A 17034-nucleotide genomic window follows, 5' to 3' on the forward strand; every position below is an offset into this window, starting at 1 on the left:
CCACCTCACGCGTCCGGGTTTCACTCATTTACCCGATCACCTCCCTTCAGTGTGCTCACACACTAGATACGGGCACGACCGTCGTTCAACCGTTTTTTCGAGAGCTTGGGCCAGGGGTCCCGCCCCCGTCGAGGCGGGCCTCCTCGGGACGGGCGATGTTCAGGATCTCGAAGTGGTCGCACAGAGCGTTCAACGAACGGGACAGACGGCGCGCGTAAGCGATGTGTGAACTCAGGCCGGGGCGCGGCTCGATACGCAGCTTCCTGCGGCTCTCGGTGACGGCCGTCCAGGCGCACACACGGGCGAGGTCGTAGTCCTCGTCCGGTCCTGCGGCAGCCCGCTCCACTTCGGGGATGACGAGCGCCAGGTGTCCCTTCAGCATGAGCATGAGTGTCTCCAGTTCCTGCGCGGAGGGCACTGTGGCGTCGGGCGCGAGCAGGCGGCCAGCGCTGGCGCGCATCGTCTCGATGTCGACGGGGAGCGAGGCGTTCGCGGTCACAGCCACTCTCCCCGTGAGCGGGCGTTGGCCACCGCGACGGCGGTGCGCAGGGCCTGAGACTCGGTGACGGGCCGGAGGTCGTCCGGCCGTGCGTCCCATTCCCGGCCACCGCCGATCGGCCGCAGTTGGACGTACGGCCCCACGTAGCCCATGACCTTGCCGACCTTCCTGGTGCCGGTGTCCTCGACGGTGTCGCCGAGATTCGGCTCGTACGCAGTCACCTTCAACGGGCCTCCTGCGCCGACACCGCCAGCGCGTACGCCGGCCCGTGTGGTGGAAAGGCGTACGCGCGCATCGGAGAAGCAGCGCCCCGTTCGAGGCAACGAGCAGACGTCGACATAAACCCTTTGCGCTGGGCCCTGCGCCGTCGGGCGTGGACGAGGATGGCACCCCACATCTCCGGCGACGGATCGCGCACGATCACGTTCGAGTCCTCCTCCCGGTCTGAACCGAGCGCGTGGCGGCTGGATTCAGGCAGCCCGAGCAGGAGTGCTCTCACCCGTTCGAGCAATCGTGGTACAAGGTTCACGTCGACTCCTTCGCAGTCGGCCACGCCTCGGGACCGTGTCAGCGGTCGCCGGGGCTTCATCGGAGCCGTTGCCCCGTATTGCCGTTTCTCGTCCCACTACCGTTCCAAAAGCAGGGGGCGCCGTCACGGGCGGCCATGTCCAACTTTCCTGGACCGACAGCACAGCCTTGACCTGCGGCAACGCCTCTTCTTGGGCAGTGCCTTGGGCTGCACGCCCGGCGAAATCTCCCCGAGCCGACATCCTCTGGGTGACCGCACGGATACCGTGAGTTCACAACGTCGCGCAGGGGAGGCCGCCCATGACCGCTCGTCCCAAGCTCGGTTCCAAGGCTGACCGGGACGCCCTCCGCCACGACATGAACGGCGCCGGATGCACGGTCGCGGACATCGCCATCGAGATGCGCATCCGTTTTCGCATGCGCCCTCGTGAGGCGTGGAGGCATGCCCACGGGTGGACCCTCCAGGAGGCGGCGGACCGCGTTACTCAGGTCAGCAGCCGCCGTCCCGGCGAGGCCGTGGCCGCCGACGCGTCACTTGTCGCCAAGTGGGAGAAGTGGCCGGGACCGTCTGCCCGTCGACCGACCCCCGCCGTCTTCCTCGCCATGGCTGACGCCTTCGTCTGCCGCGTGGAGAACCTGCTTGACCTGGACGACCGGCGGGCCCTGCCCGAGGGAGACTTGCGCCTGTTGAGCGGCCCGGTTCCTTCCCCCAAGCCGACTCCTCCAGTACTGCGAGCATCAAGTCAACAGACGGAGTCGAGCGGCAGCGACCTGGTGCGCCTCGCCGCAGACGAGTCCGCGACCTGGGCGCAATGGGCAGAGGTATCGAACGTCGGGGACATGGCGCTGGAACAGCTCATGGCTGACACCAGGGCGCTGGCTTCCGACTACCTCACTTCCGACCCGCTGCCCCTCTTCACGCGCACACGTGCCCTGCGGGACCGTGTCTTCGCTCTCCTCGAAGGCCACCAGTACCCGCGCCAGTCCGCCGACCTCTACGCGGCGGCCGGTTACCTGTGCGGACTGCTCGCATGGATGTCGTCCGACCTCGGGCAGCTCAGGGACGCGGACACGCAAGGCCGCACAGCGTGGCTGTGCGCCGAACTGGCCGGGCACAACGACCTGCGCGCCTGGGTACTGTCCACCCGCTCCAAAGTCGCGTTCTGGGACGGGCGCCTACGGGACGCCATCACCTATGCCCGGCGCGGGACGGCGTACCGCTCCTCAGGCACGGTCGCCGTGCTGCTCGCCTGCCAGGAAGCCGATGCCTGCTCACAACTCGGAGCCGAGAACGAGGCTCTGGAAGCATTGACCCGCGCCGCCGACGCCCGCGGATCCGTGACCGGCGAAGACGACATCGGTGGCATCTTCGCTTGCCGGCCCGCACGCCAGGAGAACTACTCCGCAGCGGTCTACCTCCGTGTCGGGCGTCCGGCCGACGCTCTCCGCGCGGCGGACAGTGCCATCACCCTCCTTGCCGCACAGCCCGTACGTGCTTACGGCACCGAGGCACAGATCCACATCAGCAAGGCCGCAGCGCACCTGAGCGCAGGCGAAGCCGAGGGCGCGTTCGAAGCGCTCGCGCCGGTGCTCGCGCTCCCACCCGACCACCGCCTCGCGCCTGTCACCCGGCGTCTGGGCGAGTTGCCCGTCGATGCCGGTGGCCCGCACGCGAGCGGCACAGCGTCCGTCGGCCTGCGCGCGGCCATCGAAGAGTTCTGCCTGGACTCCGCCCCGCGCCACCTTGCGCTCTCGTCAGGAGAAGGCGCCTGCTGATTTCATCTCGGGCATGACCTCTCGAACCGAGACCATGCGGAACCATTGGTGGTGGCGGCCCGGTTGGAGCGTGGGCCGCCGCTTTTACACCTGGCACCTCACCTTTGAGGGCGAGACGGACGTGCACCGGCTTGCCGCCGAGTACCGGTCGGCCCTTGCTCCGCTCGGAGATTTCCTGACCCCCATCCCCGACCGATGGCTGCACCTGACCATGCAGGGCATCGGCTTCGTGGGTGAGGCCAAGGAAAGAGACGTGCAGGCCATCGCCGACCTGGCTCGCGACCGACTGGCAGTCCTCCCCGCCTTCGACCTCCGGATCGGGCCGGCCGTACTCGACCCCGAGGCGGTTCTTCTGCACGTCAACCCTGATGGTCCGGTCCGTAGCGTGCGGGACGCGATTCGGGACGCGATCGGTGAGGTCCTCGGCGATGTCCCGGAAAAGGCCGAAGGCTTCACACCGCATGTGTCGGTCGCCTACAGCAACAGCGAAGGCCCCGCTGAACCAATCGCCCGAGCTCTCGCCGGGCTCGACATCACGCCCGCTGGATCACGTGTCTCCGCGGTGGAACTGATCGTGATCAACCGGGACAACAAGATGTACGAGTGGGAGACGTTCGCGAGCGTTCCGCTCGGCTGACTCCCACCCGGGCATGCGCTCGAGCCCCGTCGCCCGTACGAACCCCCGAGTGAACTGGGCGGCGGGGTGCGGTTGCTCGCGGCTGGCGACAACGCCTCTCAGTGGGGCGCCGCCCCCGCAGCGCCCCAGGCCCGCCCGATCTCAGCCGCCGGGAATGGTGTCCGCTTGCTCTCGTTGAGCAGACGGCGGACGAATTCGCCCATGACCGTGGCGGCTCGGGCATGCCGGTCGATGAGCGCGGCGATCTCGCGCGGGACGTCGGCGGCCCGGTGGCCGTTGATCCACTCGCGCAGGAACGCTTCGTGCTCCATGCCGCCGCGCAGGCCCTCGGGCAGGTGGTGGCGGAGCAGATGGCTTGCTGTGTAGGAGCGGTCGTAAAGAAGGTGGTCGGAGTGGAACTCCGCCTCGGCAGCCGACAGTTCGAAGCGAGAACTCAGGGCGAGGCCGAAGTCCGCGAAGTAGAGCAGCTGTCCGTCGGTCAGGACATTGGCGAAGTGGGCGTCGAAGTGGACGAGTCCGCGCGAGCTCATGAAGGCACTCCCGCGCGCGAGGGCCTCCTCCACCCATGGGTACGGCGAATCCTCCCCGCCCTCGGGCGCGGCCGTCCGGTAGTTGTGCAGCCAGTCGGCGAGTGTCTGCGGCACATGTTCCAGGAAGAGCACGAGGCTGGACGAAGACCGGCCGATTGCCTCGAGGCGTTCGCGTACGGCCGCTGAACCCTCCCAGTGCGCGACCGCCCCGTCGATGCCCCCGAAAGCGTCGGCGAACCCTTCGGGAGGGGAGTCGGGCAGGATGCGCCAGTGGTACATCAGCGGAAAGCCCTCGTATTCGTTCCCGAGGACCCAGTTGGTGGTCATGGCATGCACGGCCAGCTCTCGCCATGCCCCGAAACCGGCTGACCCCACCCCGTACTGGTAGAACATCGGCAGTCCGAACAGGTTCGCCGTCGACCGCGCGTTCTCCGGCCGCGACTCGATCTCCGTCAGCGGTATCCGCTTGATGAACACCCGCGTGCCGTCGATGTCCAGCTCCGCCGATCTGCCGCCGATGCCGGACCCGAGCGGGTCGGCGGCGGCCACGGCCTCGCCGAGCCGATAGTCGCTCAGCAGGGACAAGTGCGTGGCCACGGTCCCGTAAGTGGCGAGCCGCGCGGCATACCGCGGGTTCGGGGGATGCATTCACGACTCCTCGGTGCCCCGAACCAGGGCTTCGGTAAGTGATCTCGTGCAGGTGATCGAGCCTATCCGCCATGCGAGTCCGCGCGTCCCAGGTTTTTCGTCGGGTGAGCCCGTGAGCTGCATGGTCACCATCTGGTTCCCGAGTCACCGAAAAGTGCGTTCTTCCACGTCAGCCGCCACTCTCCTATGGTTCCCGAGTAACCAACAGAGACCCACGAACAGGCGGACCCACCATGGCCATCACCCTGCTGAACCCCGAAGGACTGCCCAAGATCGACGTCTACCGGCAGGTGTCCGTAGCCACCGGCTCCAAGCTGGTCTTCCTCGCCGGGCAGGTCGCCTGGGACGCCGACGGCGTCACTGTCGGTGAAGGCGACCTCGCGGCGCAGGTCGAGCGGTGCTACCTCAACGTCGGCACCGCCCTGACGGAGGCCGGCGCCTCCTTCGACGACGTGGCGAAGCTGACCGTCTACGTCGTCGACTGGACGCCCGACAAGATGCCCCTGCTCCTGGAGGGCCTCTCCCGGGCGACCGAGAAACTGGGCGTGACCTCGGCGCCGCCGGTGACGATGATCGGCGTCGCGGCACTGGACATCCCCGAACACCTGGTCGAGATCGAGGCCACTGCGGTCATCGACTGACGGACCTGCCCGGCCGGATGGTCCGCACCGTGGTCATCGACTGACCGGCCTTCCCGGGCGGATCGTCCGCACGGCGGGCGCCGCGTCGACGGCCGGTACGCCGAGTTGCTCGACGGCGACTGCCGCGAGGTGGGCCGGCAGGTCGTCGTCCAGGAGTCCGTGCACGTACTGGAGGGCCTGGGCCGGAGACAGGACGGGCAGCCTCTGCCGCAGGCCCCGTACCGCACGTATCCGCCCCTGCGCGGCGGCGAGTTCGCGTATCTCGTCGTGCAGGTCGTCCACGGCGGTGCGGACGGCCAGGCCCCGGATGCGCGCCCGGTAGTCGGTTTCCCACGCCCCGTCCGCCATGGAGGCGGCCCCGATCACATGCAGCCCTCCGTCGACACGGTCGACGAGGTAGGGGGCGCCGCCGATCAGCATCGAGCGGAAATCCCGGGTCCGCATGTACTCCTCGGACTGACAGAAGACCAGCCACACCAGCTCGTGCGCCTCGACGCGCGCGATCGCCACGCGCATCACCGGATCCACGGCCGGCCCCGCCGACTTCTGGTACTCGCGGTCCAGCTCCTCCTCCACGATGCGCACCGCGTCCTCGCGCCCGATCCCGCCGAGGCGGCCCCCGTCACCCCTCACTGCACCTCGCGAACCATGAACACGTCCACCGCGTCCTCGCTCTCCACCCGGAACCCGTGCCGCTCGTACAGCCGTCGTGCCGGGCTGCCCTGGAGCACGTCCAGGCGGACGAGGGTGCCCTCGGCGTCGCATCGTGCCAGCAGGGCGCTCAGTACGCCCGAGCCGATGCCGCCGCCCTGGTGGCGCTGGTCCAGGTAGAAGTGTTCGAGCCAGTGGGCGTCCTCTGCGGGGCGCAGTGCCACGCAGCCCGCGAACTCGCCGCCCACCTCGATCACCCAGGTGTGGGCCGGGTCGAACGCGTCCCGGAACCGTTGCCGGACGCGGTGTTCGTCGTAGCGCCCGAGTCGTTCCAGATCCGCCCGCATCACCGCGGCTCGTACCTCGGCCAGCGGCTCGATGTCCGCTGTCGTCGCCGGTCGTATGTCCCAGTCCGCCATGATCGGCACGGTACTACTCGGTACTACTCCGTTGACGACGTCCTGCTGAGTGCTATTTCCTGGCGCCGTGTCTGATCTTCGTATCGTGCCCGTGAGCGATGTCGACGAGGTCGCCCTCGAGGACTGGCGGCTCGTCCACAACCTGATCGTTCCGCCTGCCGCCATGTCCCTGGACGCGGTACGCGCGCGTAGTGTCCGGAACCGGCTGGAAGTCGCTTATCTCGGCGACACCCTCGTGGGGTGCTCCACCGTTCGCCCGCCCGCCGGGGACGGTGCGGCGGCCGTGGCCACCGTCATCGCGCGCGTGCTGCCCGGTTTCCGGCGGCGCGGGTTCGGGGCGGAGATCTACGCGCGCGGGCTCGCGCTCGCCCGGGAGCTGGGAGCCGACCGGATCGAGACCGTCGTCCTGGCCGCCAACCACGACGGGCTCTCCTTCGCGCTCAAACACGGGTTTGTCGAGGTCGAGCGGTATGTGCTGGACGGGGAGAGCGACCTCTGGGTCGACCTCCGGCTGGCGGGCGGGGGCAGGGGCGCGGGATCATGAAGGCCTCGGACGTTCCCGTAGTCAGAGCTTCTCGCATTCCGGATGGTCGGTTTGGTCCGGCGGGGTGCAGGGCAGAAGGGGCTTGTTCCCGGAGTACGGCGGATTTCCGCCGTACAACGATTTCCTTCGAACTTGGGGGAACTCGATGTGTGCTGCGTCACGTTCGAGTTGAATGATGGTGAGTGAGCGAACCGTCGCGCAGTACGCGGACGCAGCCTGCAGGGGGTCCAGGTGAGTGCTTCCCGGCGTAGTGGGACCACCGACGAGCTGGGGCCGGACGAGCCCGAGAGGGACGGCCCGGAAGGTTCGGACGGCGGTGGGTTCGACCTGCTCGCAGCCCTTCTCGACGGCATGGACGCCGCCCTGTGCGCCTTCGACGCGGACGGCGTGGTCACCCACTGGAACCGGGAGGCCGAGCGGATTCTCGGCTGGACCGCCACCGAGGCCGTCGGACGGCACGGGTTCGCCGGGTGGGCCGTGCGCAGTGCCGACGCCGAGGAGATCGAGGGGCGGCTGCTGTCCGCGATGCACGCCCCGGGGCGCCAGGTGCATGAGTTCGCGCTGCTGACCAAGGACGGCGGGCGTGTGCTCGTACGGACGCAGTCGGCCGCCGTGCGCGGGCCCGACGGCAAGCCCGCCGGGCTGTACTGCGCCTTCAGCGAGGTGCACGCGCAGATAGACCTCGAGCGGTCGATCGCGCTGAGCGAGGCCCTGTTCGAGGACGCCAGCTGGGGTGTCGTGCTCGTCGACGCCGATCTGCGTCCCGCTGTCGTCAACGCGCACGCCGCACGTTCGTTCGGCATCGGGCGTACGGCCGTACTCGGGCGGCCCCTCGGTGAGCTGCTCGCGCAGGGCGTCGAGGAGCTGGAGAGCGCGCTGACGCACGTACTCGCCGAGGGCGCTCCGCCCGCGCCCGCCGAGATGTGGGTGAGCGTGCGGACGCCCGAGGGCGACAAGCGGCGCTGCTGGCGGAGCGGTTTCCTGCGGTTGGCCTCGCCGCTCACCGAGGAACCGGTGCCGCTCGGCGTGGGGTGGCTGTTCCAGGACATCACCGAGAACAAGCAGATCGAACAGGAAGCGGCCCAGCTGCGGTTCCGCACCAACCAGCTGCACCGCGCCGCGCGTGCCGCCGCCGAGTGCGAGGACGCCGCCGAGGCCGCGACCACGCACCTTGACTTCGCCCTCGCCGGCTTCGCCGACCACGCGCTCATCGACCGGATCGCCGTCATCGGCGGTACGGCGGCCGACGGCACGGCGAACGGCGGGGACGGGCCGGTACGGCTGGTCCGCGCCGCCGCGACGCCCTCCGGGGCGCCCGGGCCCAGCGTCCTCGCCGGCCACGCCGGACTGCCGGTGCGCTACGGCGACGGCCACCCTGCCGTGCAGTGCGTGGAGCGGTCCGGGTCCGTACGGGCGAGCGCCGGGTCGTACGCCGCCGAGCAGGCACGCGCGTGGGCCGTGCAGCGCCAGTGGCCGCCGGAGTCGGTCCACGCCCTGTGCGCGGTGCTGCGCAGCCGGGGGCGCACCCTGGGTGTCGTAACGTTTCTGCGGGGTGCCGGCCGAAGCCAGTTCGAGCGCACGGACGCCATGTACGCCGAGGACGTGGCCGCCCGGATCGCGACGGCCCTGGACCTGGCCGCGCTCGGCAAGGACGGGTAGCCGGTAAGCCGACCGGCCGGGTCCCGAGGAACCAGGCGATGAACGAGCCTCAGCGCTCGTAGAAGATCCGGTCGCCGTACTGCTTCATGATGTGCGCGTTCCAGTCGTGGCCGCCGTCCACGTTGCCCGAGCGCAGCAGCGGGGGCTCGATGCCCCGTTCCGCCAGGATGCCGGCCGCCGTCGCCATGACCGACTGGAGCAGCGCCGACGTGACGACCGTGGAGGCGGGGGCGAAGGGCGCCGGGACGGTGTCGAGGGTGAGTACGGCGTCCCCGGGGGCGATCTTCGAGTCCAGTACGACATCGCAGTGGTCCTTGAGGAACGTGCCCGAGGGGTTCCGGGGCGTCGTCTCCGTCGTGTACGCCACCGAGGTCACGCCGATGACCTTCACGCCCAGGGCACGCGCGTGCAGCGCCATCTCCACCGGGAGGGCGTTGCGGCCGGACAGGGAGACGACCACGAGTACGTCCCCGGCGCGCAGCGGTGACGTGTCCAGGACGGCCGTCGCCAGGCCCTCGACGCGCTCCAGGGCGGAGCCCAGGGTGGCCGGCATGACGTCGACGCCGACGACGCCGGGGACGGTCAGCAGGTTCATCAGGGCGAGGCCGCCCGCGCGGTAGACGACGTCCTGCGCGGCGAGTGAGGAGTGCCCGGCGCCGAAGGCGAACAGACGGCCCCCGGCGGCCACGGTGTCGGCGATGAGCGTGCCGGCGGCCCTCACGGCCTCCGCCTCCTCGTCGCGCACGCGCTGCAGCAGCCCGATCGCGGCGTCGAGGAACTGCCCGGCCAACTCGCTGTCGCTCATCGGTAAGCCCTTCGGGAGATCGGCGCATCCGTCCGTGTCGCCGATCACGGTGAGGTCTGGACCACTGCCCTGTCAACAGCGCCGCGAGCCGTTACCGCGGCCCTCGCCGTACCCTCGGTGAAACGTGCTGTGTACCCGGCCGCGGGGATCCGTAACCGTGTGGTCGCAACGCGGCGGCACGGTTGTCAGTGGTATGCGTCAGAATTGAAGCCAGGGCCAGCGCACGCGCCGGAGCCGTCGAGCCTCCGGCACATCTCATCAAGGGGCACGAATGTCCGGACTGATCGATACGACGGAGATGTATCTCCGCACCATCCTCGAGCTGGAGGAGGAAGGTGTGGTCCCCATGCGCGCCCGGATCGCCGAGCGGCTGGACCAGAGCGGTCCGACGGTCAGCCAGACCGTGGCCCGGATGGAGCGCGACGGTCTGGTGGCGGTCGCCACCGACCGGCACCTGGAGCTCACGGACGAGGGCCGTCGCCTCGCCACCCGCGTCATGCGCAAGCACCGTCTCGCGGAGTGCCTGCTCGTCGATGTGATCGGCCTGGAGTGGGAGCAGGTCCACGCGGAGGCGTGTCGCTGGGAGCACGTGATGAGCGAGGCCGTGGAGCGCCGGGTCCTCGAACTCCTGCGCCACCCCACCGAGTCGCCGTACGGCAACCCGATCCCGGGCCTGGAGGAGCTGGGCGAGAAGGACGGCGCGGACCCGTTCCTGGACGAGGGCATGGTCTCGCTGGCCGACCTCGATCCCGGCACCGACGGCAAGACGGTCGTCGTACGCCGGATCGGCGAGCCCATCCAGACGGACGCGCAGCTCATGTACACGCTGCGTCGCGCGGGTGTGCAGCCCGGTTCGGTGGTCAGCGTGACGGAGGCGGCCGGCGGGGTTCTGGTCGGCAGCGGCGGTGAGGCGGCCGAGCTGGAGGCGGATGTCGCCTCGCATGTGTTCGTGGCCAAGCGCTGATCCTGACTCCGACCCGGCCGACCCGACCCTCGCCGCGCGGCGAGGGTTCGTCGCACCGTCAATGCCTGTGACCGAGGGGGAGTTGCCGCCGTCCCGGCGGGTCGTGCCGTCCGGGGTGACAATCCAAGATTCAGTCCGCGGAATCGCAGCGCTCGGCCGCCGCGCGTGCCACGCTGTCGCGAGAGGCATATGACGTGAGGGGCTCTTGGCCGGGTGCGGCGGAGGCGTCGCCCGGCGGGGAGGGGGAGCGTGAGGATGTGCCGCAGACGTGAAGAGGGCCCCGGCGCCAAGTGGCGCCGGGGCCTGTCCTCCCCTGTGCTGACCCGGAGCCCCGAGCTCCCAGGGTCATCCCCTTCGGACCGTTTTCCCCGAGCGGTCCGCCTCCCGCAGAAGATCTCCCCTCGGCCACGCGGATCATTCCCTGAGCGGTGTCACTCGAACGAGGGGTGTTGCGGCCGGAGACCGCATTCTCGAATACCCATTCGATAATCTGGACTCCGGCGAGGAAACTTCGACAGGAACCTTCGACAGGAAACTTCGATGGCTAGGGGGGTGCCAGGACCTGTGGCGCGGCGTATCGATGTGACCGGAGCGGGCGGCGTACGACTTGCCGCCTGGGAGTTCGCCGACCCTCCCAAGACCGGCGAGGGCCAGGCCCCGGTCGGAGCACCCGACCGAGCACCCGGCGTGCTGTTACTGCACGGGCTCATGGGCCGTGCCTCGCACTGGGCGTCCGCCGCCCGGTGGCTGGGCGAACGGCACCGGGCCGTCGCACTCGACCAGCGGGGCCACGGCCAGAGCGACCGTCCGGCCGGCGACATCTACACCCGCGAGGCGTACGTCGAGGACGCCGAAGCGGCGATCGAACAGCTGGACCTCGGCCCGGTCGTCCTCATCGGCCACGCCATGGGCGCCCTGACGGCCTGGCAGCTCGCGGCGAAACGCCCCGACCTGGTGCACGCCCTGATCATCTGTGACATGCGGGCCTCCGCACTGGGCGCGGCCTCCCAGCGCGAATGGGAGGACTGGTTCAAGGCCTGGCCCGCCCCCTTCGCCACCCTCGCCGATGTACGCAAGTGGTTCGGCGAGGACGATCCCTGGGTGGAGCGGCCCAATCCGGCGCGCGGTGAGTTCTACGCCGAGGTGATGCAGGAGTCCCCGGACGGCTGGCGGCCCGTCTTCGAACCGGAGCAGATGCTCAAGTCGCGGGAGACGTGGGTGTACGACGCGCACTGGGAGGAGCTGACGCAGGTTCAGTGCCCGGCGCTTGTCGTGCGGGGGCTGGATGGGGAGTTGGGGCGGGCGGAGGCGATGGAGATGGTGCGGGTGCTGCCTCGGGGGGAGTATGCGGAGGTGGCTGACGCGGGTCATCTTGTGCACTATGACCAGCCGTCGGCTTGGCGGGGGGCTGTGGAGCCGTTTCTTGAGGGGGTGCTGGCTCGATAGTTCGCCGTTGGGTGGTCGGTTCTTTGGCTGCTGGCCGGTGGGGGCTTGTCGCGCAGTTCCCCGCGCCCCTAAAAACCGTTTCCTGTCGCCGTCAGGAAAGTGGTTGCGCCTGTTGCTACCAGGGTTACCGCCAGTAGGCACCAGCGGCGGGCCTCGTGGAAGGTTGTTCTGATCTGCCAGACGTGGGCCATGGCCAGCAGCCAGCGTACGAAGGGGTCGGTGCGGGCGATGTTGGTCTTCGCGCGGTCCAGGTGAGCTCGCAGCAGTTGTCGGCGGTGCGGGTCGGTCTCGGCCGTGAGCGCGCGGTGGATGTTCGCGGCGACGGTCCGGTGGCGCAGCAGATCGTCGACGCCGGTGGCGGCGGAGCCGAAGAAGTCGGCCGGGGAGGCGTCGATCAGCTCGCGCAGGCCGCGTGCCGCCGGGGAGTTGAGGGTGGCGGTGGTGGTGATCGGTGGTACGAGCACCCGGCTGACCTGCCAGACGGCGAGGCAGACCCCGGCGAGCGCGACGGCCAGCGCACCGCCGGCGACCAGCGCCTCGCCCGTCCCGTGCACCTTCCCGACGGCCACCAGCGGCCCACCGCCGACCAGCGCGGCCCCGACGGCACCGAACGCGGCGATCATCCACCGTGCGGCGGCCCGCAGTTCGGGCACGGCGTCGAGGGGGGAGGGCAGGGCGTCGAAGGGGGTGGCGACGCCGGGTTCTGGCGACGGCGACGGCGACGGCGGCGGTTCGGTGGTCACTGCGGCCGGTCTTCCGTGGTGGTCGGCGCGGTCGGCGCGGTCGGCGTGGTCGTGGTGGTCGTGGTGGGCGCGGAGTCCTTGGTCAGTGCCTGGGGCGGCCCGTCGTCGTCGGGCACATCGGGGTACAGGATCCACGCCGTGCCGTCGTAGAACTCCAGCACACCGTTGTCGCCGAGCCGTACGTCGTTGATCTTCGGGGCGTCCGCCATACGCGCAGTATCCCAGCCGGTGGCCGAGTGCCGGCAGCCTCCGCCGACAGGTCAACGGAGCCCCGTCTCCGCGTCGTTGAGGTGGCGCAGCAGCGCGGCGACGACGGCCCGGTGGGTCGGCTGCCCCAGCCCGCTGCCGAGCCCGGGGTCGCGTTCGCCGGCGAGGATCCGCTCCAGGACCGGCGCCATCGGCGCGAGGGCGGGGTCGGCGGCGAACCCGTCCAGGTTCTCCCGGGTCACCTCGTGCTCGCCGGTCGGGTCGAGGGCGTCGGCGACGAAGCTGCCGAGGGCGATGCCGAGGTACATCACCGTCCACAGCTCGACGGCCACGGTCCCCCGGCCGTCCAGCGCTTCGAGCGCCCGCACGGCCACCCCGGCGTCGAGGGGCGTCAGCCCGGCGAGGACACCCGAGCCGCGCTCACCGGCCTGGATGCGGCCCAGTACGTCGGCCAGTGGGCCGAACATCGGGTCCACCGTGCCGACATGGGCGAGATGCTGGCGCAGTTTCACCTTCGCCGCCGTGTTGCGCCGCTCGGCGGCCACCAGTGCCGCGAGCGTCGGCTCCCAGGTCATGTCCCACGCGGCCGTCCGCACGGAGGCGAGCCGGTTCGCCTCCGTTCCCTGCTCGGCCGCGCTCCTTCGCGCCTCCCGGACCAGTTCGGCGAGCGCCTCCCGGCTGCGGGCGAGCCCGGGGTCCAGGCCGGCCAGCAGCCGGTCCAGGGCGACCCCGGGTACCTCGGCCACCCGCGTACACAACTCCTCGACATTCTCCGGCAGTTGGGCGTCAGCCGTGGCGCCGAACTCCTGGAGGTCGCCCGCGAGGGACAGCGCGGCGTCCATCGTCCGGCCGCCCCCGGTGAGCGTGGCGAGCAGCGCGCCCGTCAGATGGTGGGCGACCGCGCCCGCCGCGTCCCGCGCGTGAGTGTGGAGGTAGGTGCCCAGGTTGGCGTGACCGACCGCGACGATCGCCACAAGCCCCGCGCGGTACGCGTACCGCAGGCTGTCCCGCTCCCGGGCGATCGCCACCTCGCCGTGTCCGCGCACGTCCGCCACATTGGCGAGCGCCCCGAACACCTCGCCCAGGTACGGGAAGTCCCCGGCGTCCTCGAACACCTCCCGGCACTCCTCCAGCAGCCGCAGCGCGTCCTGGATCCGGCCCAGACGCAGCAACGGCATGTACGCGGGCAGCCGGGCCTGCGCGAGGTCGGTGACCGGCGCGCCGCGCGCCCGTTTGGAGTTGCCCAGGTCGTCGGCGTACTCCAGCGCGCGCTGCCACTCGTGCGACTCGATCGCGGCGCGCTGCCCGGTGTCGCACAGCTCCTCCCAGACCTGCCACCAGTCGACGCCCTCGCGCGGCCCGCGTTCCCGGGGCACGTCACGCATCCGCAGGCGCAGGGCGTCGGCCTCGGCGAGGACTTCGCCGGCCCGGGCGGTCTGCGACAGGACGTGCAGCCGCTGAACCTCGTACAGGAGCGTCGTCCAGGTGCCGAGGCCGGCCCGCCGCGCGTGGTCGGCGCCCTGTTCGGCGAAGGCGAGCGCCTCGGTGAGGCGTCCGGTGCGTACGCAGATGTCGACCAGGCCGCTGGTCGCGGAGGCGGCGGTGGAGTGGTCGCCGCGGGCGAGCGCGGAGTCGAGGTTGTGGCGCTCCTGGCGTTCGGCGAGGACCGGGTCGGTCTCGTTGATCACCCTGGCCAGGGCGCTCGTCGGCGCTGCGACTCCGCTGTCCGGGGCGGACGCGGCGCGGGCCGCGATCCGGCGCAGCAGGGGCAGTACGCGGGCCCTGGTCGGGCCCGAGGTGTCCCGGCGCAGTACGGCTTCCAGCAGCGTCGCGGCGGACGACTCCTGCCGCAGCCGGATCAGATAGGGGGCGGCGGCCAGCGCGGCGTGGGTGAGGAGCCGCCCGGCCAACTGGGCGCCCTCGGCGTCGGTGCCCTCGCGGGACCACGACAGCTCGAACACCCGCAGCCAGTATCCCGACAGCCGGGTGTCGACCATTTCCCGGACCTGCTCACCGGCCCGCGCCCGCCCCTCGGCGGCGACGGCGGCCTGGATCTCGTACGACTGTCCCGGCCGCGGGGTGAGCAGGCCCTGGGCGACGAGTGTGCGCAGCGCCGGTTCCACCGGTGTGTCCGGGTGGCCGAGTCGGGCGCGCAGGTCGGGCCAGTTGTGGTCCACGGCGGGACGGGTGCGGTCAGTCTCCTCGAGGCAGCACAGGAAGTGGAACAAGTCCCGGTCGGCGGAGGAGAGTTCGGCGGCGACACCGTCGGACCAGGCGCGCAGTACGCGAAGCAGCTCGGCGTCGCCGCCGTCCTTGCCGCCTTCGCCGTCCCTGCCCCCGGTTGCCGTCGAGGCCCGGTTCCCGGCGGCCAGCAGCCGGGTCAGGCGCTCCGGATCGGCGGCCTGGGCGTCGGCCAGCTCCAGCAACTTCGGGTGTCCCTGCGCGAGTTGGAGGAGCCCGGTGGCGAGTCGGCGGGCGGCGGCGGGGGTCGTGCCGGGGAGCCGGCCGTCGAGCAGCCGGGCCAGATGGGGGAGTTCGCGGGCGAGCAGCAAAGCCTCGTCCGGGTTCAGCAGATCGACCGGCTCGGTCCGTACGCCCGCCCCCAGCCCGGCCGGCCGTACCCGTCCGCACAGGATCAGCCGCCCCGCCCCGCCGTGCGCGGCCAGCGCACCGACCAGCTCGCCCCAACTCCGCTCCCGCCAGGCCCTGTCGGGCGTCAGCAGTACGTCGATGCCGTCGATGACCAGCAGCGCCCGCTCCCGCTCCAGCCACGAGGAGACGGCGCCGGCGAACTCCGCCGCCGACCGGCCGGTCCCGCTGGTGTCGCCGTCCAGCAGATGCAGGCAGCGCAGTCCGGGCACCGCCTGTTCCAGGGTCAACGCGAAGGCGGCCAGCGCTCCGTCCGCGTACTGCGGCCCCCGGTGCGGCCGCTCGCCTTCCTGTTCCTGGGGTGCCGTGAACCAGACGACCCGGTCGAAGGCATGGGCGTGCGTAGCCACCAACTCCCGTGCGCACGCCGTCTTTCCGGCGCCCGGCATCCCTTGCAGCAGCATCCCGCACAGCCCGCTGCGGGGAGCCAGTACGGCGCTCGCACGGGCGAGAAGGGCGACGCGGCCGACGAAGTGCTCCGGTACGGGCGGGAGTTGGGCGGACACGCCCGTCTCGGCGGGCGGCACATCACCCACCGCCTCACCCACCGGCGCGCCCATCCTCAGCCCCACCGCTCGCGCACCGAACAACGCCGGCGTCCCCGCCCGGAGAGCGGAACCCGCCCCGGCGTCCTCCTGCGACAACTCAACCAGCACTTCCGCCACGGCCCGGGGCAACACCCGCCCCTCGACGACCAGTTTCCGGTACAGCCGCTCGGCGAGGGCGATGGCGAACCCGTCCTCCACCGGGTACCGCATGGCGAGCACCGCACACCCCAGCCGCTCGACGAGGTCCCCGGCGACGGCCCCGACGACCGCCTCCCCGGCGACCTCCTCGGCCTGCGCAGCCCCCGCCGCCGCCGACCAGCACGCCGACAGGGTGACAAGGCCGACGCCACGGGCCGTCCCGAGGAGATCGACGAGTTCGGGTCCGCGGATCCGGTCAGGGTGCCCGGCGTCGGTCTCCAGGAGCAGTTCACCGGGGGCGCCGTGCCCCGACACGTGCACGAGGTCCCAGCCGGCGGGCCGCGCCAGCACTGCACGCAGTCGCTCCCGCGTCACCCCGTACTGCAGCGTGTGCAGCTCCACCGCCCGGCCGGCGTGGGCCGCGTCCGTGAACAGCCGGGTCAGCGCCAGCCGTTCGCGCCGCAGGTTCAGCGCCCGGCTGCCCTCGGGCAGGCTGAACAGCGCCAGCACCCGCACCGGCCCGCCGCCCTCACGCCTTTCCCGACCGCCTCCAGGGGACGCTCCGCCCACCCCGAGCTGCGTCACCAGGGTGACGTCCTGGACGGCCAGGGGCAGCCCCCGCGCATGGGCCAGTTCCAGGGGGACGAACATCAGCCGCCGCGCCGAGGGCACGTCCGCCGGTACGACGACCCGCACTACCGCCGGGGCCCACGCGAGCAGGGCGGGCGCCACGGGCCCGAGGACCTCCGCGCCGATCCAGGTGCCCACCTCCCGGACGATCTCCCGTTCCCGTACGGCCCGTACATCCGGGGCGGCGTGCCGGCGCAGATAGCCGGGCAGGTCGAGGAAGGCCTCGTACTGGGGGCCGGCCGGGTCCAGGCGGACCTCGTGCCGGGTGACGACCTCGCCGTCCGGCGCCACCAGCACCCACCGCCAGCGGTCGGGACCGGTGAAGTCCTCGACGACAAGGGTCAGTTCGACGACCGGACGCTCCGGCATCGC

At 71.2% G+C, this 17034-nt stretch carries 16 protein-coding genes; 7 read left to right on the forward strand and 9 right to left on the reverse strand.

The annotated features are described in order from the left end of the window. Positions 1–85 precede the first annotated feature (85 nt). Together PV396_RS27125 and PV396_RS27130 are read right to left on the reverse strand one after the other, a co-directional pair. On the reverse strand, positions 86–499 hold the full coding sequence (locus PV396_RS27125) for a DUF6415 family natural product biosynthesis protein (RefSeq protein ID WP_319208839.1): 414 nt from the start codon (positions 497–499) through the stop codon (positions 86–88). After that, positions 496–726, reverse strand: a complete 231-nt coding sequence (locus tag PV396_RS27130; protein WP_319208842.1) for a hypothetical protein — start codon at positions 724–726, stop codon at positions 496–498. The genes PV396_RS27125 and PV396_RS27130 overlap by 4 nt, the downstream gene beginning before the upstream one ends. Positions 727–1327: 601 nt before the next feature. Here PV396_RS27130 and PV396_RS27135 point away from each other — a divergent pair. Both PV396_RS27135 and PV396_RS27140 read left to right on the forward strand, forming a co-directional pair. After that, a complete protein-coding gene (locus tag PV396_RS27135) occupies positions 1328–2803 on the forward strand; it encodes an XRE family transcriptional regulator (RefSeq protein WP_319208845.1) in 1476 nt (491 codons plus the stop codon). Positions 2804–2816: 13 nt separating this feature from the next. Further along, the gene (locus PV396_RS27140) at positions 2817–3440 is read left to right on the forward strand and encodes a 2'-5' RNA ligase family protein (protein ID WP_319208848.1); all 624 of its coding nucleotides are present in this window, start codon (positions 2817–2819) and stop codon (positions 3438–3440) included. 98 nt (positions 3441–3538) lie between these two features. On the opposite strand, the gene PV396_RS27145 is transcribed toward PV396_RS27140, so the two are convergent. After that, positions 3539–4618 (reverse strand): protein kinase family protein, encoded by a 1080-nt coding sequence (locus PV396_RS27145; RefSeq protein ID WP_319208850.1) that lies wholly within the window; start codon positions 4616–4618, stop codon positions 3539–3541. A gap of 233 nt (positions 4619–4851) precedes the next feature. Here PV396_RS27145 and PV396_RS27150 point away from each other — a divergent pair, with 233 nt between their 5' ends. Further along, positions 4852–5259, forward strand: coding sequence for a RidA family protein (locus tag PV396_RS27150; RefSeq protein ID WP_319208853.1), 408 nt, complete (start codon positions 4852–4854; stop codon positions 5257–5259). 33 nt (positions 5260–5292) lie between these two features. On the opposite strand, the gene PV396_RS27155 is transcribed toward PV396_RS27150, so the two are convergent. Both PV396_RS27155 and PV396_RS27160 read right to left on the reverse strand, forming a co-directional pair. After that, the gene (locus PV396_RS27155; protein ID WP_319208856.1) at positions 5293–5892 is read right to left on the reverse strand and encodes a YrhB domain-containing protein; all 600 of its coding nucleotides are present in this window, start codon (positions 5890–5892) and stop codon (positions 5293–5295) included. Then, positions 5889–6329: a GNAT family N-acetyltransferase gene (locus PV396_RS27160; RefSeq protein ID WP_319208858.1), complete on the reverse strand. Its 441-nt coding sequence runs from the start codon at positions 6327–6329 to the stop codon at positions 5889–5891. Before PV396_RS27160 ends, PV396_RS27155 begins: the two co-directional genes overlap by 4 nt. 67 nt (positions 6330–6396) lie before the next feature. On the opposite strand from PV396_RS27160, the gene PV396_RS27165 reads away from it, so the two are divergent. Further along, a complete protein-coding gene (locus PV396_RS27165) occupies positions 6397–6873 on the forward strand; it encodes a GNAT family N-acetyltransferase (protein ID WP_319208860.1) in 477 nt (158 codons plus the stop codon). 231 nt (positions 6874–7104) lie between these two features. Next, complete coding sequence (locus PV396_RS27170; RefSeq protein ID WP_319208862.1) at positions 7105–8532, forward strand: PAS domain-containing protein; 1428 nt, start codon at positions 7105–7107, stop codon at positions 8530–8532. 49 nt (positions 8533–8581) lie between these two features. Here the strand turns inward: PV396_RS27170 and PV396_RS27175 are convergent, their stop codons facing one another. Then, positions 8582–9337, reverse strand: coding sequence for an SIS domain-containing protein (locus PV396_RS27175; protein WP_319208865.1), 756 nt, complete (start codon positions 9335–9337; stop codon positions 8582–8584). Between the two features lie 271 nt (positions 9338–9608). Here PV396_RS27175 and PV396_RS27180 point away from each other — a divergent pair, with 271 nt between their 5' ends. Together PV396_RS27180 and PV396_RS27185 are read left to right on the forward strand one after the other, a co-directional pair. Continuing rightward, on the forward strand, positions 9609–10301 hold the full coding sequence (locus PV396_RS27180; protein WP_319208867.1) for a metal-dependent transcriptional regulator: 693 nt from the start codon (positions 9609–9611) through the stop codon (positions 10299–10301). A 564-nt stretch (positions 10302–10865) separates the two neighbouring features. Further along, the gene (locus tag PV396_RS27185) at positions 10866–11747 is read left to right on the forward strand and encodes an alpha/beta hydrolase (protein ID WP_319208869.1); all 882 of its coding nucleotides are present in this window, start codon (positions 10866–10868) and stop codon (positions 11745–11747) included. Between the two features lie 68 nt (positions 11748–11815). On the opposite strand, the gene PV396_RS27190 is transcribed toward PV396_RS27185, so the two are convergent. Genes PV396_RS27190 through PV396_RS27200 form a run of 3 tightly spaced genes read right to left on the reverse strand, consistent with a single transcriptional unit; the run spans position 11816 to position 17031 of the window. Beyond that, positions 11816–12490 carry a hypothetical protein gene (locus PV396_RS27190; RefSeq protein ID WP_319208871.1) on the reverse strand — a complete coding sequence of 225 codons (675 nt, stop codon included), beginning with the start codon at positions 12488–12490 and terminating at the stop codon, positions 11816–11818. Next, positions 12487–12699, reverse strand: a complete 213-nt coding sequence (locus PV396_RS27195; RefSeq protein WP_319208873.1) for a hypothetical protein — start codon at positions 12697–12699, stop codon at positions 12487–12489. The genes PV396_RS27190 and PV396_RS27195 overlap by 4 nt, the downstream gene beginning before the upstream one ends. Before the next feature lie 51 nt (positions 12700–12750). Next, positions 12751–17031, reverse strand: a complete 4281-nt coding sequence (locus PV396_RS27200) for a CHAT domain-containing protein (RefSeq protein WP_319208875.1) — start codon at positions 17029–17031, stop codon at positions 12751–12753. Positions 17032–17034: the final 3 nt, after the last annotated feature.

Source organism: Streptomyces sp. ME02-8801-2C, from assembly GCF_033793965.1.
In the GTDB taxonomy this organism is placed as follows: Bacteria; Actinomycetota; Actinomycetes; order Streptomycetales; family Streptomycetaceae; genus Streptomyces.